At 72.8% G+C, this 21,011-nt stretch carries 19 protein-coding genes and 1 pseudogene; 9 read left to right on the top strand and 11 right to left on the bottom strand.

What is annotated here, in order from left to right; genetic code table 11:
- Positions 1-83: 83 nt before the first annotated feature.
- The 6 genes from sufC to JE024_RS26745 form a co-directional block, all read right to left on the bottom strand.
- The gene (gene sufC / locus JE024_RS26770; protein WP_205376033.1) at positions 84-848 is read right to left on the bottom strand and encodes a Fe-S cluster assembly ATPase SufC; all 765 of its coding nucleotides are present in this window, start codon (positions 846-848) and stop codon (positions 84-86) included.
- A 7-nt stretch (positions 849-855) separates the two neighbouring features.
- Positions 856-1,173, bottom strand: coding sequence for a bifunctional 3-phenylpropionate/cinnamic acid dioxygenase ferredoxin subunit (locus JE024_RS26765; RefSeq protein ID WP_147990421.1), 318 nt, complete (start codon positions 1,171-1,173; stop codon positions 856-858).
- Positions 1,173-2,354 (bottom strand): Fe-S cluster assembly protein SufD, encoded by a 1,182-nt coding sequence (gene sufD, locus JE024_RS26760; RefSeq protein WP_205376032.1) that lies wholly within the window; start codon positions 2,352-2,354, stop codon positions 1,173-1,175. The genes JE024_RS26765 and sufD overlap by 1 nt, the downstream gene beginning before the upstream one ends.
- A 175-nt stretch (positions 2,355-2,529) precedes the next feature.
- Positions 2,530-3,951: a Fe-S cluster assembly protein SufB gene (sufB, locus tag JE024_RS26755; protein ID WP_187739896.1), complete on the bottom strand. Its 1,422-nt coding sequence runs from the start codon at positions 3,949-3,951 to the stop codon at positions 2,530-2,532.
- A complete protein-coding gene (locus JE024_RS26750) occupies positions 3,948-4,703 on the bottom strand; it encodes a helix-turn-helix transcriptional regulator (protein WP_205376031.1) in 756 nt (251 codons plus the stop codon). Before JE024_RS26750 ends, sufB begins: the two co-directional genes overlap by 4 nt.
- Positions 4,704-4,849: 146 nt before the next feature.
- Positions 4,850-5,614, bottom strand: coding sequence for a DUF72 domain-containing protein (locus JE024_RS26745; RefSeq protein ID WP_205376030.1), 765 nt, complete (start codon positions 5,612-5,614; stop codon positions 4,850-4,852).
- A gap of 179 nt (positions 5,615-5,793) precedes the next feature.
- On the opposite strand from JE024_RS26745, the gene JE024_RS26740 reads away from it, so the two are divergent.
- From JE024_RS26740 to JE024_RS26725, 4 genes are all read left to right on the top strand, one after another.
- Positions 5,794-6,720, top strand: a complete 927-nt coding sequence (locus tag JE024_RS26740; protein ID WP_205376029.1) for an ABC transporter ATP-binding protein — start codon at positions 5,794-5,796, stop codon at positions 6,718-6,720.
- On the top strand, positions 6,717-7,484 hold the full coding sequence (locus JE024_RS26735) for an ABC transporter permease (protein WP_205376028.1): 768 nt from the start codon (positions 6,717-6,719) through the stop codon (positions 7,482-7,484). Before JE024_RS26740 ends, JE024_RS26735 begins: the two co-directional genes overlap by 4 nt.
- Before the next feature lie 139 nt (positions 7,485-7,623).
- Positions 7,624-8,652 carry a hypothetical protein gene (locus JE024_RS26730; protein ID WP_244883084.1) on the top strand — a complete coding sequence of 343 codons (1,029 nt, stop codon included), beginning with the start codon at positions 7,624-7,626 and terminating at the stop codon, positions 8,650-8,652.
- A 4-nt stretch (positions 8,653-8,656) separates the two neighbouring features.
- A complete protein-coding gene (locus JE024_RS26725; protein ID WP_205376026.1) occupies positions 8,657-9,646 on the top strand; it encodes a COX15/CtaA family protein in 990 nt (329 codons plus the stop codon).
- 21 nt (positions 9,647-9,667) lie between these two features.
- Here JE024_RS26725 and JE024_RS26720 read toward each other — a convergent pair.
- From JE024_RS26720 to JE024_RS26710, 3 genes and pseudogenes are all read right to left on the bottom strand, one after another.
- Positions 9,668-10,360, bottom strand: a pseudogene (locus tag JE024_RS26720) (hypothetical protein).
- A gap of 67 nt (positions 10,361-10,427) precedes the next feature.
- A complete protein-coding gene (locus JE024_RS26715) occupies positions 10,428-10,784 on the bottom strand; it encodes a hypothetical protein (RefSeq protein ID WP_205376025.1) in 357 nt (118 codons plus the stop codon).
- Between the two features lie 77 nt (positions 10,785-10,861).
- Positions 10,862-11,809, bottom strand: coding sequence for a heme o synthase (locus JE024_RS26710; protein ID WP_205376024.1), 948 nt, complete (start codon positions 11,807-11,809; stop codon positions 10,862-10,864).
- Between the two features lie 463 nt (positions 11,810-12,272).
- Between JE024_RS26710 and tkt the strand changes: the two genes are divergently transcribed.
- Genes tkt through pgl form a run of 5 tightly spaced genes read left to right on the top strand, consistent with a single transcriptional unit; the run spans position 12,273 to position 18,877 of the window.
- Positions 12,273-14,360 carry a transketolase gene (tkt, locus tag JE024_RS26705; RefSeq protein WP_205376023.1) on the top strand — a complete coding sequence of 696 codons (2,088 nt, stop codon included), beginning with the start codon at positions 12,273-12,275 and terminating at the stop codon, positions 14,358-14,360.
- Positions 14,361-14,394: 34 nt separating this feature from the next.
- Positions 14,395-15,513, top strand: coding sequence for a transaldolase (gene tal, locus JE024_RS26700; RefSeq protein WP_205376022.1), 1,119 nt, complete (start codon positions 14,395-14,397; stop codon positions 15,511-15,513).
- Between the two features lie 15 nt (positions 15,514-15,528).
- Positions 15,529-17,052, top strand: coding sequence for a glucose-6-phosphate dehydrogenase (gene zwf / locus JE024_RS26695; RefSeq protein ID WP_205376021.1), 1,524 nt, complete (start codon positions 15,529-15,531; stop codon positions 17,050-17,052).
- The gene (opcA, locus tag JE024_RS26690; protein WP_205376020.1) at positions 17,049-18,098 is read left to right on the top strand and encodes a glucose-6-phosphate dehydrogenase assembly protein OpcA; all 1,050 of its coding nucleotides are present in this window, start codon (positions 17,049-17,051) and stop codon (positions 18,096-18,098) included. Before zwf ends, opcA begins: the two co-directional genes overlap by 4 nt.
- Positions 18,095-18,877 (top strand): 6-phosphogluconolactonase, encoded by a 783-nt coding sequence (gene pgl / locus JE024_RS26685; RefSeq protein WP_205376019.1) that lies wholly within the window; start codon positions 18,095-18,097, stop codon positions 18,875-18,877. Before opcA ends, pgl begins: the two co-directional genes overlap by 4 nt.
- A 73-nt stretch (positions 18,878-18,950) precedes the next feature.
- Here pgl and JE024_RS26680 read toward each other — a convergent pair whose 3' ends face one another.
- Complete coding sequence (locus JE024_RS26680) at positions 18,951-20,510, bottom strand: PH domain-containing protein (protein WP_205376018.1); 1,560 nt, start codon at positions 20,508-20,510, stop codon at positions 18,951-18,953.
- Entirely contained in the window at positions 20,507-21,007 is a 501-nt protein-coding gene (locus JE024_RS26675) for a PH domain-containing protein (RefSeq protein WP_205376017.1), read from the bottom strand. The genes JE024_RS26680 and JE024_RS26675 overlap by 4 nt, the downstream gene beginning before the upstream one ends.
- Between the last annotated feature and the right edge of the window lie 4 nt (positions 21,008-21,011).

The following is a 21,011-nucleotide window of genomic DNA, read 5'->3' as shown; positions in this document are numbered from 1 at the left end:
TCCCCTTTCGTACGCTTCTCCGCCCGCGGGGCTCACCCGCGGCTCGGAGGCCGGCTGCGGGCCGGCGGCCCGGGGGGTGTCGCTCACGAAGCGACGCCGCCCTTGGTGTACTGCTCGTAGCCCTCGGCCTCCAGCTTGTCGGCGAGCTCGGGGCCGCCCGACTCGACGATCCGGCCGCCGGCGAAGACGTGCACGTGGTCGGGCTGGATGTAGCGCAGGATGCGCGTGTAGTGGGTGATCAGCAGGGTGCCGACCTCGCCCGTGGCGCGCACCCGGTTGACGCCCTCGGAGACGACGCGCAGCGCGTCGACGTCCAGGCCGGAGTCCGTCTCGTCGAGGATCGCGATCTTCGGCTTGAGGAGCTCCATCTGGAGGATCTCGTGGCGCTTCTTCTCACCGCCGGAGAAGCCCTCGTTGACGTTGCGCTCGGCGAAGGCCGGGTCCATGTGGAGTTCCGCCATCGCCTCCTTGACCTCCTTCACCCAGGTGCGCAGCTTGGGAGCCTCGCCGCGGATCGCGGTGGCGGAGGTGCGCAGGAAGTTGGAGACCGAGACGCCGGGGACCTCGACCGGGTACTGCATCGCGAGGAACATGCCGGCGCGGGCGCGCTCGTCGACGGACATCTCCAGGACGTCCTCGCCGTCCAGGGTCACGGTGCCACCGGTGATCGTGTACTTGGGGTGGCCGGCGATGGAGTAGGCGAGGGTCGACTTGCCGGAGCCGTTGGGGCCCATGATGGCGTGGGTCTCGCCCTGCTTCACGGTCAGGTCGACGCCCTTGAGGATCTCCCGGGAGCCGTTGTCGGCTTCGACGGAGACGTGCAGGTCGCGGATTTCAAGCGTTGCCATGGGTGACTCAGGACTCCTGGGTGACGGAGACGAGCACATCGTCCCCTTCGATCTTTACGGGGTATACGGGGACGGGGCGCGTCGCGGGAAGCCCGGACGGCTTGCCGGTGCGGAGGTCGAAGCTGGAGCCGTGCAGCCAGCACTCGATGGCGCAGTCCTCGACCTCGCCCTCCGACAGCGAGACGTTCGCGTGCGAGCAGATGTCGTTGATCGCGAACACCTCGCCCTCGGTGCGCACCAGCGACACCGGCGTGCCGTCGAGTTCCACCCGGCGGGGGGTGTCCTCCTCCAGCTCGCTCAGCGCACAGGCTTTGACGAAGGCCATCAGACGGACGCCTCCAGCTCGGCCTCGATCTTGGCGATCAGACGCTCCTCGACGTCCGGCAGACCGATCTGCTGGACGAGCTCGGCGAAGAAGCCGCGGACGACCAGACGGCGGGCCTCGGCCTGCGGGATGCCGCGGGCCATCAGGTAGAAGAGCTGCTCGTCGTCGAAGCGGCCGGTGGCGGAGGCGTGGCCGGCGCCGGCGATCTCGCCGGTCTCGATCTCGAGGTTCGGCACCGAGTCGACGCGCGCGCCGTCCGTGAGGACGAGGTTGCGGTTCATCTCGTAGGTGTCGGTGCCCTCGGCCGCGACGCGGATCAGGACGTCGCCGATCCACACCGCGTGCGCGTCGTCGCCCTGGAGGGCGCCCTTGTAGACCGCGTTGGACTTGCAGTGCGGCACGTTGTGGTCGACGAGGAGGCGGTGCTCCTGGTGCTGGCCCTTGTCAGTGAAGTACAGGCCGAAGAGCTCGGCCTCGCCGCCGGTGCCGGCGTACGAGACGCGCGGGTGGAGCCGGACCAGGTCGCCGCCGAAGGTGACCACCACGGACTTGAAGGAGGCGTCCCGGCCGACCAGCGCGTTGTGCTGGGCGACGTGGACGGCCTTGTCGTCCCAGTCCTGGACGGAGACGACGGTCAGCTTGGCCCCGTCGCCGAGGACGTAGTCGACGTTGGCGGCGAGGACCGCGTCACCGGTGTGGTCGATGACGACGACGGCCTCGGCGAACGCGCCGAGCTCGATGAGCTGGTGGCCGAACGCGGTGCCGCCCTCGCCGTGCACGGCGATGCGGACCGGCTCGGTGAGCACGGTCTCCTTGGGCACCGTGACGACCGAGGCCTGCTCGAACGCGGAGTACGCCTGGGCGGCGACCCGGTCGACCGGGGTGCCCGCGCGGCCGAGCCGCGCGTCGTCGCGGCCGACGGTCTCCACGGTGACGCCCTCGGGCGCCTCGATCGCGACCTTGACGCCCGACCCGGTGGCGACGGCGGTGCCGTCGTGGAGCCCGCGCAGCCGCTCCAGCGGGGTGAAGCGCCACTCCTCCTCGCGGCCGTGCGGGACCGGGAAGTCCGCCACGTCGAACGACGGGGGCGCGCTCATACGGGTGGCGACGGTCGACTCCGCGGCCACCGCGATGGAGCCGGCGGTGGTGGAGCCCACCGGGATGTTCTGAGCCTCAGCCATGGCTGTCGGTCTGCTCGCTTTCTGCATTCGGTGCGTTCGCGCGCCCTCGGCGGCCGCGGCCGGAAGCTCTGCTCCGGCCGCGGCCGCCGCCGGGCCCGCTCACTGGGCTCACCGTGTGAGCCCGGGGACGTGATCGGGACGGCGGGTCCGGGCGGGTGCCCGGGGCCTTGGGGGCCTAGCCCACCGAGCCCTCCATCTGCAGCTCGATCAGCCGGTTGAGCTCCAGCGCGTACTCCATGGGGAGTTCCTTGGCGATCGGCTCGACGAAGCCGCGCACGATCATGGCCATCGCCTCGAACTCGGTGAGGCCGCGGCTCATCAGGTAGAAGAGCTGGTCCTCGGAGACCTTGGAGACGGTCGCCTCGTGGCCCATCGAGACGTCGTCCTCGCGGACGTCGACGTAGGGGTAGGTGTCCGAGCGGGAGATCGTGTCGACGAGCAGGGCGTCGCACAGCACGTTGGACTTGGCGCCGGGCGCGCCCTCGCCGATCTCGATGAGACCGCGGTAGGAGGTCCGGCCGCCGCCCCGCGCCACCGACTTGGAGACGATGTTCGAGGAGGTGTTCGGGGCCATGTGGACCATCTTGGCGCCGGCGTCCTGGTGCTGGCCCTCGCCAGCGAAGGCGATGGACAGGGTCTCGCCCTTGGCGTGCTCGCCCATCAGGTAGACGGCCGGGTACTTCATGGTGACCTTGGAGCCGATGTTGCCGTCGACCCACTCCATGGTCGCGCCCTCGTAGGCGACGGCGCGCTTGGTCACCAGGTTGTAGACGTTGTTCGACCAGTTCTGGATGGTCGTGTAGCGGCAGCGGCCGCCCTTCTTGACGATGATCTCGACCACGGCGCTGTGCAGCGAGTCCGAGGAGTAGATCGGGGCGGTGCAGCCCTCGACGTAGTGGACGTAGGCGTCCTCGTCGACGATGATCAGCGTCCGCTCGAACTGGCCCATGTTCTCCGTGTTGATGCGGAAGTAGGCCTGGAGCGGGATGTCCACGTGGACACCCTTGGGGACGTAGATGAACGATCCGCCGGACCACACGGCCGTGTTCAGCGAGGCGAACTTGTTGTCGCCCACCGGGATCACGGTGCCGAAGTACTCCTGGAAGAGCTCCGGGTGCTCCTTGAGCGCGGTGTCGGTGTCCAGGAAGATGACGCCCTGCTCCTCCAGGTCCTCGCGGATCTGGTGGTAGACGACCTCGGACTCGTACTGCGCCGCGACACCGGCGACCAGGCGCTGCTTCTCCGCCTCCGGGATGCCGAGCTTGTCGTAGGTGTTCTTGATGTCCTCGGGCAGGTCCTCCCAGGAGGCGGCCTGCGCCTCGGTGGACCGCACGAAGTACTTGATGTTGTCGAAGTCGATGCCCGACAGGTCGGAGCCCCAGCTCGGCATCGGCTTCTTGTCGAACAGCCGCAGGCCCTTGAGCCGCAGCTTCAGCATCCACTCCGGCTCGTTCTTCTTCGCGGAGATGTCGCGGACGACTTCCTCGGAGAGGCCGCGCTTGGCGGCGGCGCCGGCCGCGTCGGAGTCGGCCCAGCCGAATTCGTACGTGCCCAGACCCTCGAGTTCGGGGTGGGCAGTCTCCGTGGGGAGAGTCATGCGGGGTTCCTCCCGGCCGTGCTTGCAGATGCTGATGGTGTGGTGGTCTGTGCGGCGCCGCTCCTGGGGGAGCCGCGCGGGATGAACGTGGTGCAGACGCCGTCGCCGTGGGCGATGGTGGCGAGCCGCTGCACGTGCGTCCCGAGGAGCTTCGAGAAGAACTCGGTCTCCGCCTCGCACAGCTGCGGGTACTTCTCGGCCGCGTGGGCGACCGGGCAGTGGTGCTGGCAGAGCTGCTCGCCGACCGGCGCGGTACGGGCCGTAGCAGCGTACCCGTCGGCGCTGAGCGCCTTGGCCAGCGCCTCGGCGCGGTCCTCGGGGGCCGCGGCCTCGACGGCGGCGCGGTAGTTCTCGCCCTGGGTCTCGATGCGGTCCCGGGCGAAGGCGGCCACGGCGGCCTCGCCCGCCGCTCCGCCGCCCGCGCTCCGCTCGATCCAGCGGAGGGCGTCGACGGCCAGCGTGTCGTACGACTGGTCGAAGGCGTCCCGGCCGCAGTCGGTGAGGGCGAAGACCTTGGCGGGGCGGCCGCGGGTGCGCGCGCCGTAGACGCGCTGCTCACGGGGCTCCACGACGTTGTCCGCGACGAGGGAGTCGAGGTGGCGGCGGACGGCCGCCTGGGTGAGCCCGAGCCTGCCCGCGAGGTCGGAGACGGTGGAGGGGCCGTGGTCCAGGATGGAGCGCGCGACACGGTTGCGCGTGGAGCGCTCACCGGTCGCGAGTTCCTCCTGAGGAGCCTCGCCAGCGTTTTTCACAACGCCATTGTTGCGTAATTCATCGGCGAACGACAAGCCGCGTCCGGATCACCGCGCGGTGCCGTGCATCACTTAGGCATACCTAAGCTGACCTGCGGAAACGATCACGCGGAGTGCTGCGCCGCAGGTCCGGGCGGCTGTGCGCGTCACTCCCGGGAGGCGGCCGGCGGCGCCGCGGCGCGCCCGGTGGCGGCCACCGCACGGAGCAATCCGGCCGCGTCGCGCACCGCCGCTCCGCCCTGGTCGTTGTTGAAGAACGCGTACACCTCGCCGCTCGCCGGCCAGGCGTCCGCGAGCCGCTCGGCCCAGGACGCCAGCGCGCGCCGCCCGTAGCCGGGCCAGGGGCTCGCGCGGCCCTCGTGGAAGCGGACGTACCCCCAGCCGGCCGTCCGCCACAGCGGGGTCACCGGGCGCGAGCCGCGGTCCGCCCAGCAGAGCGCGGCCCCCCGGTCGGCGAGGACGCCGGCGGTCCGGTCGGTCCACCAGGAGTCGTGCCGCGGCTCTACCGCCACCCGGGCACCGCGCGGGAAGCTCCCGAGCACGGCGTCCAGCAGGCCGGGGTCGGCGCGGAGCGTGGGCGGGAGCTGGAGCAGCACGGGCCCCAGCCGTTCCCCGAGCCCCCGCGCCCGGTCCATCAGCCGGGCGACCGGCTCCCCCGGGTCCTTCAGGCGCCGGACATGGGTCAGGAAGCGGCCGGCCTTCACCGCCATGACGAAGCCGGGGGGTGTGCGGTCGTGCCAGGCGGCGAAGGTGCCGCGCTCCGGCAGCCGGTAGAAGGCGCCGTCGTTCTCCACTGCCGGGAAGTGCCGGGCGTACTCCTCCAGCCAGAGCCGCTGCGGCACCCCCTCGGGGTAGAGCCCGCCGCGCCAGTCCCGGTACTGCCAGCCGCAGGTGCCGATGAGGACGGGCATGGCGGCCGGGTGCCCCGTCCGCGCCGTCCCACCCGCGGGCGCGGCCGCCCGTACGCGCCATCCGGCGGCGGTGGACGCGGGTCCCGACGGCGGACGGGGAGGTCCCCGGGACGCCGCGGGCCGCGGGGGTCCCGGGGGCGCGGGAAGGGGCGCCCGGGCGGGTCCTTAGACTTCCCCGCATGAGCGACGAGTGGGCCGTCCGGGTCCGGGGCCTGGTCAAACGGTACGGATCGAAGACCGCGGTGGACGGCCTGGACCTCGATGTGGCCACCGGCTCCGTGACCGCCGTGCTCGGCCCCAACGGCGCCGGGAAGACGACCACCGTGGAGACCTGCGAGGGCTACCGCCGCCCCGACGCGGGCACGGTGCGCGTCCTCGGCCTCGACCCGGTCGCGGACGCCGCCCGGCTGCGCCCGCGGATCGGTGTGATGCTCCAGTCCGGCGGCGTCTACTCGGGCGCGCGCGCCGAGGAGATGCTGCGGCACATGGCCAGGCTGCACGCCCACCCGCTGGACGTCGACGCCCTGATCGAGCGGCTCGGGCTGGGCGGCTGCGGCCGCACCTCCTACCGGCGGCTCTCCGGTGGCCAGCAGCAGCGCCTCGCGCTCGCCATGGCCGTCGTCGGCCGCCCCGAGCTCGTCTTCCTCGACGAGCCGACCGCCGGGCTCGACCCGCAGGCCCGCCGCTCCACCTGGGAGCTGGTGCGCGAGCTGCGCGCCGACGGCGTCACCACCGTGCTGACCACGCACTTCATGGACGAGGCCGAGGAGCTCTCGGACACGGTCGCGATCGTGGACGGGGGCCGGGTGATCGCCCGGGGCACCGCCGAGGAGCTGTGCCGGGGCGGCGCCGAGAACACCCTGCGGTTCACCGGCCGTCCCGGTCTCGACCTGGGCTCGCTGCTGAAGGCCCTGCCCGACGGCTCGGCGGCCGCCGAGCCGACCCCCGGCACCTACCGCATCAGCGGCAGCGTCGACCCGCAGCTGCTGGCCACCGTCACCTCCTGGTGCGCCCAGCACGGGGTGATGCCCGACCGGATCTCGGTGGAGCGGCACACGCTGGAGGACGTCTTCCTGGAGCTGACCGGCAAGGAGCTGCGCGGATGAGCGCCGGCACGTACACCCCGAAGCCGGGCGCGGCACCCCTCGCCCGCATGATCTCCGCCCAGGCCGCGTTCGAGACCAGGATGCTGCTGCGCAACGGGGAGCAGCTCCTGCTCACCGTGATCATCCCGTCGCTGCTGCTGGTCCTCTTCTCCACGGTCGACATCGTCGACACCGGGGCGGGCGAGCCGGTGGACTTCCTGGCCCCCGGGGTCCTCGCCCTGGCGGTGATGTCGACCGCGTTCACCGGCCAGGCCATCGCGACCGGCTTCGAGCGGCGCTACGGGGTGCTCAAGCGGCTCGGCGCCTCGCCGATCCCCCGCTGGGCGCTGATGTGCGCCAAGACGCTCTCGGTGCTGGCGACCGAGGTCCTCCAGATCCTGCTGCTGACGGTGATCGCGTTCGGCCTCGGCTGGTCCCCGCGGGGCAATCCGCTGTGGGTGGTACTGCTGCTCGTCCTCGGGACCGCCGCCTTCTCGGGGCTGGGGCTGCTGATGGCGGGGACCCTGAAGGCGGAGGCGACGCTGGCCGCGGCCAACCTGGTCTTCCTGCTGCTCCTGGTGGGCGGCGGCGTGATCGTGCCGCTGGACCGCTTCCCCGGGGGCGTCGCCGACGTGCTCGCGCTGCTGCCGATCGCGGCCCTGTCCGACGGCCTGCGGGACGTGCTGCGGGACGGTGCGGGAGTGCCGTGGGCCGACATGGGCATTCTCGCCGTGTGGGCCGTGCTCGGACTGGGTGCCGCAGCCCGGCTCTTCCGCTGGGAGTGAGGCGCGCGCCAGGATGCTTCCGTCGGGACCCGCACGACCGGAGGTCTGGATGGAACGCTGTGCCGTACTCCGACTTGACGCGCAATGGGCGAAGGTCAGGTCGGGCCGCCCCGAAGCCGCTCCCCGCGAGCGGGAGCGGATGCTCACCGATCTGATCGCCGCGCTCGCCCCGCACGCCGTGCACGATCTCTCCCTCACCGCCAGGCTCGGGCTGCGCTACAGCGACCTGGCCCGCCACCACTTCGACATCGGCAGACGCGTCGACGCGCTGGCCGCCGTCGACGCCGCCGTCCGCCACGGCGCCGAGCCCGCCGGCCACGACCCGGAGCACGCCCGCTGGTTCGCCAGGGCCCTGATCAGCCAGGCCGTCTATCTCGCCGAGCCGCTCAGCGACGATCTCGGCCTGCCGCGCTACGCCTTCCACCCGCAGGGCGAGCAGCCGGGGACGGAGGACCGGCTGGCCGGTCTCGCCGCCGTCGAGGCGACCCACCGGGCCATCGCCGTCTGGGAGTCCCTGGACCAGGGCGATCCGCGCAACCGGGAGGGGCTCGCCCAGGCCCACGCCTTCCTCGGCGACCGGCTGGAGGAACTGGGCCGTCCGGTGGACGCGGCCGAGTCCGCGGTGCGGGCGGAACGTGCCTTCCATGCCGCGTGGACGGTGCCGGACCCGTCCGAGCGCGCCCACGCCGCGGTCCTGGAGCACCTGGGCGACCAGCTCGAACGCAGGCTGCGGCGCTGCCCCTTCGACGGCGGCCTCACCCAGCTCCACAAGCGGGAGCTGCTGCCGCACCGGCTGCTGCCGCTCGCCGTGATCGCGGGCCGCATCGAGGGCCTGGCGCCCGACGTGATCGCCGAGGGGCTCGCCCTGGAACGCGCCGAGGTGCACCGCATCCTGCGGGCGCGGTGCTGGCGGGCGGTGTGGCGGTTCGACGTGTGCGCGGGCGACGGCTCCTGGCGGCCGATGGCGTTCCCGTGGCGCGGCATGGACGCGGTGACGGACCGCACGGCGGCGGCGGTGGCGGCCGATCTGACGGACGCGTTCCTGCGCTCCCCGGACCGGCCGGGCGAGGCCGCACGCTGGCGGTTCGCCCTGTGGTGGGACGAGGAGGACCACTGGGACGGTTCGCGCTTCCGCATGACGTTTCCGCCCGGAACCGACCCCTCGTGAACGGATGCACAAGCCCCCGCCTACGATAGGGCCCGTGCAGACCCCCCTCGCCTACATCGCCCAGCGCTGGACCCCGTCGCCCCGGATCCTGCGGCGGGCGGCGCTCTCCGCCGTCCTGATGAGCGTGCTCATCATCGTCACGGGCGGCGCCGTCCGGCTGACCGGTTCCGGCCTCGGCTGCGACACCTGGCCCAAGTGCACGGACGACAGCCTGTTCGCGACGCCCGAGCAGGGCCTCCACGGCGCGATCGAGTTCGGCAACCGGATGCTGACGTACGTGCTCTCCGCGGCCGTCGGCTGGGCGATCATCGCGGTGCGCGCCACCAAGCCGCGCCGCCGGGGGCTCGGCCGGCTGACCTGGCTGCAGTTCTGGATCGTGTGCGCCAACGCCGTGATCGGCGGGATCACCGTCTGGGCGGGGCTCAACCCCTGGAGCGTGGCCGGGCACTTCCTGCTGGCGACCGGTCTGCTGACGGTGGCGACGGTCACCTGGGTGCGCACCGGCGAGGGCGACGGGGCGCCGCGCCCGCGGGTGCCGCGCCCGGTGCGCCGGCTGTCCTGGGCGATCGTCGGCGTCACCGCCCTGCTGATCGTGCTGGGCACCTCGGTGACGGGGTCGGGCAAGCACGCGGGCGACAGCAGCGACGTGGCGCGGATGCCGTGGGACTGGACCGCCGCCGCGCACATCCACGCCATCGCCGCCTGGGTGGTCTGCGCGCTGGCCGTGGCCATGTGGCTGGTGCTCCGGGTGGTGGACGCCCCGGACGACACCCGGGCCCGCGCCCGGGACCTGCTGCTGGTGGTGCTGGCGCAGGGCGTGATCGGCTACGTGCAGTACTTCACCCACGTCCCGGAGATCCTGGTGGGCGTGCACATGTTCGGCTCGGCGCTGATGTGGATCGCCGTGGTCCGTCTCGCCCTGAGCCTGCGCGAGCGGCCCGTGGTCGAGGTCCCCTCCCCCGGCCGTCCCGCGGACGCCCTCTCGGCCGTCTGATCTCCGGCCGCGCCCGGCCCTTCAGGGGCCGGGCAGGCCGTACACCCGCCGCGCGTTCCCCGAGGCGAGCATGCCCGTGACGCGTTCGGCGTCCGCCCGGGACCAGGCCCCGTCGCCGACCCGGCCGCCGAGCACCCGGCTCACCGCCTCGCGGAAGACTCCGGCGCCCACCACATGGGACTCCGGCAGACCGCGCGCCCCGCTGGAGAACAGCAGCTTGCCGAAGGGCGCCGGCTCCAGCGTCTGCGCCGGCGCCCCGGCCGCCCGCGCCCCGGTGCGCGCGAGCGCCGGGCCGATGTCGGCGGCCTGCTCGGCGAGGAGTTCGAGGCGGACGATCTCGCGGGCGTCGGCGGCGCCCGCGGCCGCGAGCTCGCCGGGCCCCGCGAGGTCGCCCGGCAGCCCGGTGTCGACGAGGTAGGCGTCGATGCCGGTGCCCCTGAGCAGCCGTCTGCCCGCCTCGACCGCACCCAGCTCGCGTCGGCGGGCCAGCTAGCGGGCGGGCGGGCAGTGGGCTTCGAGACCGAGCAGCGGAGGGCACCAGCGCCTGACGGCGAAGCCGGTCCGGGTGTCGAAGAGGGTGGTGCCGGCCGCCGGCGGCCCCGGGGAGGGGTCGGTCCGGGCCTCGAAGGTGCCGAGGCCCAGTTCCAGTTCCGTGCGGAGCACCCCGTGGCAGTACTGGTCGACCAGACGCACCGAGGACGCGGCGTCGATCATCGGGAGCTCCCTGTCCAGGACCGTGCTTCCACAGGACCTGACGGGCGACCCCGGTGCGAGGTGTTGCTCAGCCGTTGGACGGGCCGCCGACCTGGATGCCCGCCATGCGGGTCCACTCGTAGGGGCCGGTGCGGACCTTGGCGGCGAAGTCGCCGTCGAAGGACTCGTGGAGGGTGATCCCGGACTTCTCGGCGGCGCTGACGGCGACGGCGTGGCTCGGCGCGACGAGGTCGCCCCAGCCGCCGTCCTCGCCGACGAGGACGATGCGGGTGCCCATCTGGCCGAGGTACGCGAGCTGGCCCTCGGCACCGCCGTGTGCCGCGGAGAACGCCTGGATCTGCTTGGCGAGCTTCGCCGCCTTGCGCGCCGCCTTCGCGTCCGGCTCGGCCTCGTGCGCGCTCGTCTCAACCTGGGTGTCTGCCATGGCCAGGATGCTACCGGCGGGTAGTGGCCCTGGCCACGGCGGGGGCGGGTGGCATGAGCCACCCTCCCGGCTGCCGCTCAGCGCAGGAAGGGGTCCACCGCGACGGCGACGAAGAGCAGCGAGACATAGGTGATGGACCAGTGGAACAGCCGCATCTCCTTCAGCTTCGCCCCGGTCGCGCCGCTCCGGGCGCGGCTCTGGAGCGCGTGCGCCTCCCAGAGCCACCAGCCGCCTGCGGCGAGGGCCACGGCCGTGTAGAACCAGCCGGTGTAGCCGAGCGGGGTCAGCAGCAGCGAGACGGCCACCATCACCCAGCTGTAGAGGACGATCTGGCGGGCGACGACCGTGTTGCCGGCGACGACGGGCAGCATCGGCACACCGACGCGGGCGTAGTCCTCCTTCACCTTCATCGACAGCGGCCAGTAGTGCGGCGGCGTCCAGAAGAAGATGACGAGGAAGAGGATGACGGCGGCCCACGACATCGAGTTCGTCACCGCGGACCAGCCGATGAGCACCGGCATGCAGCCCGCGATGCCGCCCCAGACGATGTTCTGCGCCGTGCGGCGCTTGAGGAGCATCGTGTAGACGACGACGTAGAACAGCAGCGCGCCGAGCGCGAGGGCCGCGGAGAGCCAGTTGACCAGCAGGCCGAACCAGAGCGTGGACACGACCGCGAGGACGAGGCCGAAGACCAGCCCCTCGCGCGGCGAGACCATGCCGGTGACCAGCGGGCGCTGCGCCGTGCGGTCCATCAGCGCGTCGATGTCGCGGTCGATGTACATGTTGAGCGCGTTGGCGCCACCGGCGGAGAGGTATCCGCCGACGCAGGTCGTGACCACCAGCCAGAGGTCGGGCACACCCTGCTCGGCCAGGAACATCACCGGCACGGTGGTGATCAGCAGCAGCTCGATGATCCGCGGCTTCGTCAGCGCCACGAACGCCCTGACGCGGGCCCCGAACGGCCGACGGCCCCCCGGGCCGGAAGCCAAGACGACCCCTGCGGGTCGGGACTCGACGGCCGTCACGCACACCCCTGACAGAGAAATCCCAGCAAGCCCGGCGGGCGCTCTCCCATGCCCGAAGGGCTGGGGAGCTGTGAGAACCCGGTGAGGACTTGCGCGTACCACGCCACTCTAGACGTTGCCCGGACGCCGATCTTCGCGGGGGTCGGCTCGTGTTGAGCCGTCAGGGGAAGCCGTCCGTATATACGTGCGCACCGGCGTTCCGCCGGCGGCCCCGGACGGCCGGGGGCCCGGGAGGCGGAACGGGTCCCGCGGCGGCACGCTGGCAGTGTCCGCGGCCGGGTGCCCCGACGGGGCCCCGTAACACCCCCGGAGGGTTCCCCCGGGTCGCGGCGATCGCAAGAACCGGGCCACCGATATGACGCCCGCTCGAAAGGACGGGCACCTTTGCGAGGGTAGGCTCGGCAGCGCCCGGTACACCCCTCGTCACCGGGATTCGACATGTGGAGAGGAGCCCTGACTCAGGGTGAGCACCAAGCCGACCACCACAGACCTCGAGTGGACCGCACTGGACGACCGAGCGGTCGACACCGCCCGCGTCCTGGCCATGGACGCCGTACAGAAGGTCGGCAACGGCCATCCGGGTACGGCCATGAGCCTGGCGCCGGCCGCCTACACCCTCTTCCAGAAGGTGATGCGGCACGACCCGGCGGACGCCGACTGGACGGGGCGCGACCGCTTCGTGCTGTCCGCGGGCCACTCCTCGCTGACCCTCTACACCCAGCTCTACCTGGCCGGTTTCGGCCTGGAGCTGGACGACCTCAAGGCGTTCCGCACCTGGGGCAGCAAGACCCCCGGGCACCCCGAGTACGGGCACACGACGGGCGTCGAGACGACGACCGGCCCGCTCGGCCAGGGTGTCGCCAACGCCGTGGGCATGGCCATGGCCGCCCGCTACGAGCGCGGTCTGTTCGACCCCGAGGCGGCCCCCGGCACCTCGCCGTTCGACCACCACGTCTTCGTGATCGCCGGTGACGGCTGCCTCCAGGAGGGCATCTCCGCCGAGGCGTCCTCGCTCGCCGGCCACCAGAAGCTCGGCAACCTGGTCCTGCTGTGGGACGACAACCACATCTCGATCGAGGGCGACACCGAGACCGCGGTCTCCGAGGACACCCTCCAGCGCTACGAGGCCTACGGCTGGCACGTGCAGCGGGTGCAGCCCAAGGAGAACGGCGACCTGGACCCGGCCGCGCTGCACGCGGCGATCGAGGCCGCCAAGGCCGAGACCGGGCGCCCGTCGTTCATCGCGATGCGCTCGATCATCGCCTGGCCCGCCCCGAACGCGCAGAACACCGAGGCCGCGCACGGCTCGGCGCTGGGCGACGAGGAGGTCGCGGCCACCAAGCGCGTCCTGGGCTTCGACCCGGAGCGGCACTTCGAGGTCTCCGACGAGGTCGTCGCGCACACCCGTGGCGCGCTGGACCGGGGCCGCGACGTGCGCGGCGAGTGGGAGAAGTCGTTCGCCGCGTGGCGGACGGCCAACCCGGAGCGGGCCGCCGACTTCGACCGGATCCGCGCGGGCGAGCTGCCGGCCGGCTGGGAGGAGAAGCTCCCCGAGTTCGAGACGGGCAAGGGTGTGGCCACCCGCGCCGCCTCCGGCAAGGTCCTCCAGGCGCTGGGCGCGGTCGTGCCCGAGCTGTGGGGCGGCTCCGCCGACCTGGCCGGCTCGAACAACACGACGATCGACAAGACGTCGTCGTTCCTGCCCGCGGGCAACCCGCTGCCGGAGGCCGACCCGTACGGCCGCACGGTGCACTTCGGCATCCGCGAGCACGCGATGGCCGCGGTGATGAACGGCATCACGCTGCACGGCAACACCCGTGTGTTCGGCGGCACCTTCCTGGTGTTCTCCGACTACATGCGCAACGCGGTCCGCCTCTCCGCGCTGATGCACCTGCCGGTCACCTACGTGTGGACGCACGACTCGATCGGTCTCGGCGAGGACGGCCCGACGCACCAGCCGGTGGAGCACCTCGCCTCGCTGCGCGCCATCCCCGGGCTGAACGTCGTCCGCCCGGCCGACGCCAACGAGACGGCGATCGCCTGGCGCGAGATCCTGCGGCGCTGGACGAAGGAGTTCGGCGTGGGCGCCCCGCACGGTCTGGCGCTGACCCGCCAGGGCGTGCCGACGTACGAGCGCAACGAGGACGCGGCCAAGGGCGGCTACGTGCTGTTCGAGGCCGAGGGCGGCGCTCCGGAGGTCGTGCTGATCGGCACCGGCTCCGAGGTGCAGCTCGCCGTCGAGGCCCGTGAGCAGCTCCAGGCCGCCGGCGTCCCGACACGGGTCGTGTCGATGCCCTCGGTTGAGTGGTTCGAGGAGCAGGAGCAGGGGTACCGGGAATCCGTGCTCCCGCCGTCCGTGCGGGCGCGTGTCGCGGTCGAGGCCGGTGTCGGCCTGACCTGGCACCGCTACGTCGGGGACGCCGGCCGCATCGTCTCGCTGGAGCACTTCGGCGCCTCCGCGGACGCGAAGGTCCTGTTCCGCGAGTTCGGTTTCACCGCCGACGCGGTCGCCGCCGCGGCCCGGGAATCGATCGAAGCCGCCGCGCGCTGACGCCGGTACACGACAAACAGGAGATGCAACTCTCATGACAGACGCACTCAAGCGCCTCTCCGACGAAGGCGTCGCGATCTGGCTGGACGACCTGTCCCGCACCCGGATCACCTCCGGCAACCTCGCCGAGCTGATCGACCAGCAGCACGTCGTCGGCGTCACCACGAACCCGTCGATCTTCCAGAAGGCGATCTCGGACGGCCACGGCTACGACCAGCAGCTCGCGGACCTCGCGGCCCGCAGGGTGACCGTCGAGGAAGCCATCCGCATGATCACGACGGCCGACGTGCGCGACGCCGCCGACATCCTGCGGCCGGTCTTCGACGCGACCGACGGCCAGGACGGCCGGGTCTCGATCGAGGTCGACCCGCGCCTGGCGCACAACACCCACGCGACGGTCGCCGAGGCCAAGCAGCTCGCCTGGCTGGTCGACCGCCCCAACACGCTCATCAAGATCCCGGCCACCGAGGCGGGTCTGCCGGCGATCACCGAGGTCATCGGCCTCGGCATCAGCGTCAACGTGACGCTGATCTTCTCGCTGGATCGCTACCGCAAGGTCATGGACGCCTACCTGGCCGGTCTGGAGAAGGCCAAGGAGCGCGGCCTGGACCTGTCGAAGATCCACTCGGTGGCGTCCTTCTTCGTGTCCCGGGTGGACACCGAGATCGACAAGCGCCTGGACGCGCTGGGCACCCCGGAGGCCGGGAAGGCCCGCGGCAAGGCGGCCCTGGCCAACGCCCGCCTGGCGTACGAGGCGTTCGAGGAGGTCTTCTCCTCGGACCGCTGGGCCGCCCTCGACAAGGCCCAGGCCAACAAGCAGCGTCCGCTGTGGGCCTCGACCGGCGTCAAGGACAAGGCGTACAAGGACACGCTGTACGTCGACGAGCTGGTCGCCCCGGGCACGGTCAACACCATGCCGGAGGCCACCCTCGACGCCACCGCCGACCACGGCGCGATCACCGGTGACACGGTGCGCGGCACCTACGAGCAGGCCCGCGCCGACCTCGACGCGGTCGAGAAGCTCGGCATCTCCTACGACGAGGTCGTCCAGCTGCTGGAGGACGAGGGCGTGGAGAAGTTCGAGTCCTCCTGGAACGACCTGCTCGCCTCGACCGAGGCGGAGCTCAAGCGCCTCGCACCCTCGGAGGGCTGACCCACCTTGTCCGGTATGGACGGAGCGAACCCGCTCCGTGACGCCGCCGACCGACGGCTCCCGCGTATCGCGGGGCCGTCGGGCCTGGTGATCTTCGGTGTCACGGGCGACCTGTCCCGCAAGAAGCTGATGCCCGCCGTGTACGACCTGGCGAACCGGGGGCTGCTGCCGCCGGGCTTCTCCCTCATCGGCTTCGCCCGCCGTGAGTGGCAGCACGAGGACTTCGCACAGGAGGTCCACGACGCGGTCAAGGAGCACGCGCGCACCCCGTTCCGCGAGGAGGTGTGGCAGCAGCTCATCCAGGGGATGCGGTTCGTCCAGGGCACCTTCGACGACGACGCCGCCTTCGAGGAGCTCAAGGCCACCATCGAGGACCTGGACAAGGCCCAGGGCACCGGTGGCAACTTCGCCTTCTACCTCTCGGTGCCGCCCAAGTTCTTCCCCAAGGTCGTCCAGCAGCTCAAGAAGCACGGGCTGGCCGACCAGAAGGAGGGCTCCTGGCGCCGCGCGGTCATCGAGAAGCCGTTCGGGCACAACCTCCGCAGCGCCGAGCAGCTCAACCAGGTGGTGCACGAGGTCTTCCCGCCCAACGAGGTCTTCAGGATCGACCACTACCTGGGCAAGGAGACCGTCCAGAACATCCTGGCGCTGCGCTTCGCCAACACCCTCTTCGAGCCGATCTGGAACCGGTCGTACGTCGACCACGTGCAGATCACCATGGCCGAGGACATCGGCATCGGCGGCCGCGCCGGGTACTACGACGGCATCGGCGCCGCCCGCGACGTCATCCAGAACCACCTGCTCCAGCTGCTCGCGCTGACCGCGATGGAGGAGCCCTCCTCCTTCGACGCCGACGCGCTGGCGGCGGAGAAGACCAAGGTCCTGGGCGCGGTGAAGCTGCCGGGGAATCTGGCAGAGAACACCGTGCGCGCGCAGTACGCGGCGGGCTGGCAGGGCGGCGAGAAGGCGGTCGGCTACCTCCAGGAGGAGGGCATCGACCCGCGGTCGAAGACCGACACCTACGCCGCGATCAAGCTGGAGATCGACAACCGCCGCTGGGCCGGGGTGCCGTTCTACCTGCGCACCGGCAAGCGGCTGGGGCGCCGGGTCACCGAGATCGCGGTGGTCTTCCAGCGCGCCCCGCACTCCCCGTTCGACTCCACCGCCACGGAGGAGCTGGGGCAGAACGCCCTGGTCATCCGGGTGCAGCCGGACGAGGGCGTGACGATGCGCTTCGGCTCCAAGGTGCCCGGCACCTCCATGGAGGTGCGGGACGTCTCGATGGACTTCGCCTACGGCGAGTCGTTCACCGAGTCCAGCCCCGAGGCGTACGAGCGGCTCATCCTCGACGTCCTGCTCGGCGACTCGAACCTCTTCCCGCGGGTGGAGGAGGTCGAGCTGTCGTGGAAGATCCTCGACCCGATCGAGGAGTTCTGGGACGGCAACGGCAAGCCCGCGCAGTACCCGGCGGGCACCTGGGGCCCGGTGGAGGCCGACGAGATGCTCGCACGAGACGGACGGAGCTGGCGCCGGCCATGAAGATCGACCTTACGGACACCACGGCCAGCAAGATCAACAAGGCGCTGGTCAAGGGCCGCCGGGCGATCGGCACCCCGGCCGTCGGCATGGTCCTCACCCTGGTCATCGTGACCGACGAGGAGAACGCCTACGACGCCCTCAGGGCGGCGAACGACGCCTCGCGCGAGCACCCCTCGCGCACCCTCGTCGTCATCAAGCGGGTCTCCCGCTCCCCGCGCGACCGGGCCAAGGCCCGGCTCGACGCGGAGGTGCGGGTCGGCGCCGACGCCGGTACGGGCGAGACGGTGGTGCTGCGGCTGTACGGCGAGGTCGCCGACCACGCCCAGTCGGTGGTGCTCCCGCTGCTGCTCCCGGACGCGCCCGTCGTCGTCTGGTGGCCGGTGAACGCCCCCACCGACCCGGCGTCCGACCCGCTGGGCGCGCTCGCCCAGCGGCGGGTCACCGACACCTACTCCGCCGAGCAGCCGGTCCGCGAGCTGGTCTCCCGCGCCGAGGCGTACACGCCGGGCGACACCGACCTCTCGTGGACGCGGATCACCCCGTGGCGCTCCATGCTCGCCGCCGCCCTGGACCAGGTGACCTGCGAGGTCACCGGGGTCGAGGTGGAGGGCGAGGAGTTCAACCCGAGCTGCGAGCTGCTGGCCATGTGGCTGGCGGACCGGCTGGACGTCCCGGTGCGGCGGCTGCCGTCCAAGGGGCCCGGCCTCACCTCCGTCCGGATGGAGTCCACCTGCGGCCCGATCGTGCTGGACCGGCCCGACGGGTCCCTCGCGACCCTGTCGATCCAGGGCCAGCCGGACCGCGCGGTGGCGCTCAAGCGGCGTGAGACGTCCGAACTGATCGCCGAGGAGCTGCGGCGCCTCGACCCGGACGACACCTACGCCTCCGCCCTGCGCTTCGGCGTGGACCGGCTCGGCGACGGCGCGGAGCCGGCCGGGGAGGCGAAGCCGTCGGACGGGGAGCGGGCGCCGGAGGAGGCACCCGCGGCCCCGAAGCGGAAGACGGCGGCGAAGAAGACCACCGCGGCCCGGAAGGCGGCCGAGTGAGCGCCCCGGAGCTGGTCGTCCACCGCGACAAGGAACTGATGGCCCAGGCCGCCGCGGCGCGCCTGATCACCAGGATCGTGGACGCGCAGGCGGCCCGCGGCACCGCCTCGGTGGTGCTGACGGGCGGCCGCAACGGCAACGGCCTGCTGGCGGCGCTGGGTTCGGCCCCGGCGAGGGACGCCGTCGACTGGTCGCGGCTCGACCTCTGGTGGGGCGACGAGCGCTTCCTGCCGGACGGCGACCCCGAGCGCAATGTCACCCAGGCCCGTGAGGCCCTGCTGGACCGGGTCCCGCTGGACCCGGCCCGGGTGCACGCGATGCCCGCGTCGGACGGCCCGCAGGGCGCCGACGCGGACGCCGCGGCGGCGGCCTACGCGGCCGAACTCGCGGCGGCGGCGCGGCCCGAGGACCACGGGCCGGTGCCCGTGTTCGACGTGCTGATGCTGGGCGTCGGGCCGGACACCCATGTGGCGTCGCTCTTCCCGGAGCTGCCGGCGGTCCGTGAGACGGAGCGGACGGTGGTCGGTGTGCACGGCGCGCCGAAGCCGCCGCCGACCCGGATCTCGCTGACCCTGCCCGCGATCCGCGCCGCCCGTGAGGTGTGGCTGCTCGCGGCGGGCGAGGACAAGGCGGAGGCGGTCCAGATCGCGCTCTCGGGAGCGGGCGAGGTGCAGGCACCGGCGGCGGGCGCCCGCGGACGCGCCCGCACCCTGTGGCTGCTGGACGCCGCGGCGGCCTCCGGGCTCCCCCGGGACCTGCTGCCCCCGCACTCGGCGTAGCCCGCGCGCACCTCGGCCCCCGACCGGCGCTCAGCCGGACGGGGGCCGTTCGCGTGTCCCGGCAAAGCCGGGGTCAGGGGTGGTCGCGCTCCAGGAACGGCTCCAGCAGGCCCGGTACGGCGTCCGCGGCGAAGGCGAGGGCCTCGCAGGCGTCCGCGTCGTGGACGTGGTACGCGCCCGCGCCCGCCGCCGTCGTGGCGGTCAGGGTGAGCAGCCCGGCGCGGCGCTGGAAGAGCGAACGGCGGACCGTCCAGCCGATCACCCCGGTGCGCTGGAGGGCCACGGTGCTGCGGCGCACGGTGCCCGAGCGGGTCAGCAGATAGGCGCCGGAGATGCCGTGGCCGAGGTTGCGGTAGGCGTCCAGGGCCAGCGCCACGGCGACCGGGACGGCGACGGCCGCGCAGGCGAGGGCGGTCCACAGCAGTACCGGGGTCAGGAGCGCGCCGAGCACGGCGAGGACCGCCGCGGGCGCGAGCGCCGTCGCCAGGGCCCATCGCAGTCTGCGGCCGCGGGCCGCGCGCGGGTGGCCGGTGAGCAGCGAGGGGTCCGTCGGCGCGGCCGGTTCCCGCAGCACCTGGGCGGCGACCCGGTCCACGACGGCCCGGGGCGCCACCGGCAGCAGGGTCTTGCGGTCGGTGTGCTCGTTCTCGGTCTCCTTGACGAGGCCGGTGGCGACCGCGTCCAGCCGGGCCGCGCCGAACAGCCGCACGCCGAGGGGTTCCACCAGGTCGATCCCCCGCAGCCGCCGCTCCTCGATCGAGGTCGAGCGGGAGGTGAGGAGCCCGCGCCGTATCCGCAGCGTGCCGCCGTGCTCCCGCTCCAGGCGGTAGTTCCACCACATCTCGACCCACAGGCCGAGCGCTCCGACGGCCCCGGCGACGAGCGCGGTCCCGGCCATGACGAGGACCGCCCAGACGAGGGGGGTCTCGGCGAAGCGGTCGCCGATCCATTCGATGACCTCGGCCTGGGCTCCGAACCACTCGCTGACCTGCATCACGGCCCCGGCCGCCGCGCCGCCGAGCAGCGGGGCGACGAAGGAGACCGGCGCGTAGGCGATCCACGCGGGGTCGAGCGAGGCGATCGTCCCGTCGCCGTCCGCCCGAGGCGCTCCGGCGGCCGGACGGGCCAGGAGTTCGCCGCGCAGCCGCTCGGCCTCGGCGCGGGACACCGCGTCCAGCAGCAGGGTGGACTCGCCGCTGCCGGTCTGCTCGCCGGTGCCGATGCGCACCTGCACGAGCCCGAGCAGGCGCAGCAGCACGTTGGCGGTCAGGTCGACGCTGCGGATGCGCTCACGGGGCAGCGAGCGCCTCTTGACCAGCAGCAGGCCGCTGCGGAGCTCGACCCGCTCGGGGCCGAGGCGGTAGCCCGTCCGGTGCACCCGGATGCCGTCGGCGGCCGTGACGCCGCCGACGAGCACCGCAGCGCCCGCGAGCACCCAGGCGAGCGCCTGCCAGAACGGGCGCCCGCCGAGGAGGCCGAGCAGCGCGGGCAGGCCCGCGCTGCCGGCCACGCCCAGCATGACGAGGCACCGGGCGAGGACCGTGCGGCGGTCCAGGCGCCGCCACTCCCCCTCGGGCGGGGTGGCGTCGCCGGCCCCCGCCGCGAGCAGGCCGGGTGCCGTCCGCTCGCTCATGTCGCGTCCCCGGGCGTCGCCCGGGTGATGCGGGTGAGCCGTTCGGCGAGGTCCGCGGCCAGTTCGTGGTCCAGGCCCTGGATGCGGATCTCGCCCTTGGCCGAGGCCGTCGTGACGGTGACGGTCGCCAGCCGGAACGCCTGCTCCAGCGGCCCCCGGACGGTGTCGACCGTCTGGATCCGGGACATGGGCCCGATCCGCCACTCCTGCCACAGCGCCCCGGTGCGGACGTACACCGCCTCGTCGGTGACCTCCCAGCGGTGCACCCGGTACCACCACGAGGGGAGGAACGCGGTGCCGGCCAGCCCGGCCGCGGCGAGTACCGCGGCCGGTCCCCACAGCCAGGCCCGCGCGGGCTCGATGAACGCCCCCAGGATCGCCAGGACGCCCACCGGCACGGCGGTCGTCAGCAGGCACCGGACGCGCCACCACAGGACGGCGCGCTCGTTCAGCCGGTTGGCGGGCGGCCGCAGCCGCACCACGTCCTCCCCCCTCACCGGG

Origin of the sequence: Streptomyces zhihengii, from assembly GCF_016919245.1 — a bacterium.
In the GTDB taxonomy this organism is placed as follows: Bacteria; Actinomycetota; Actinomycetes; order Streptomycetales; family Streptomycetaceae; genus Streptomyces; species Streptomyces zhihengii.
This window is presented reverse-complemented; position numbering and strand designations above follow the sequence as displayed.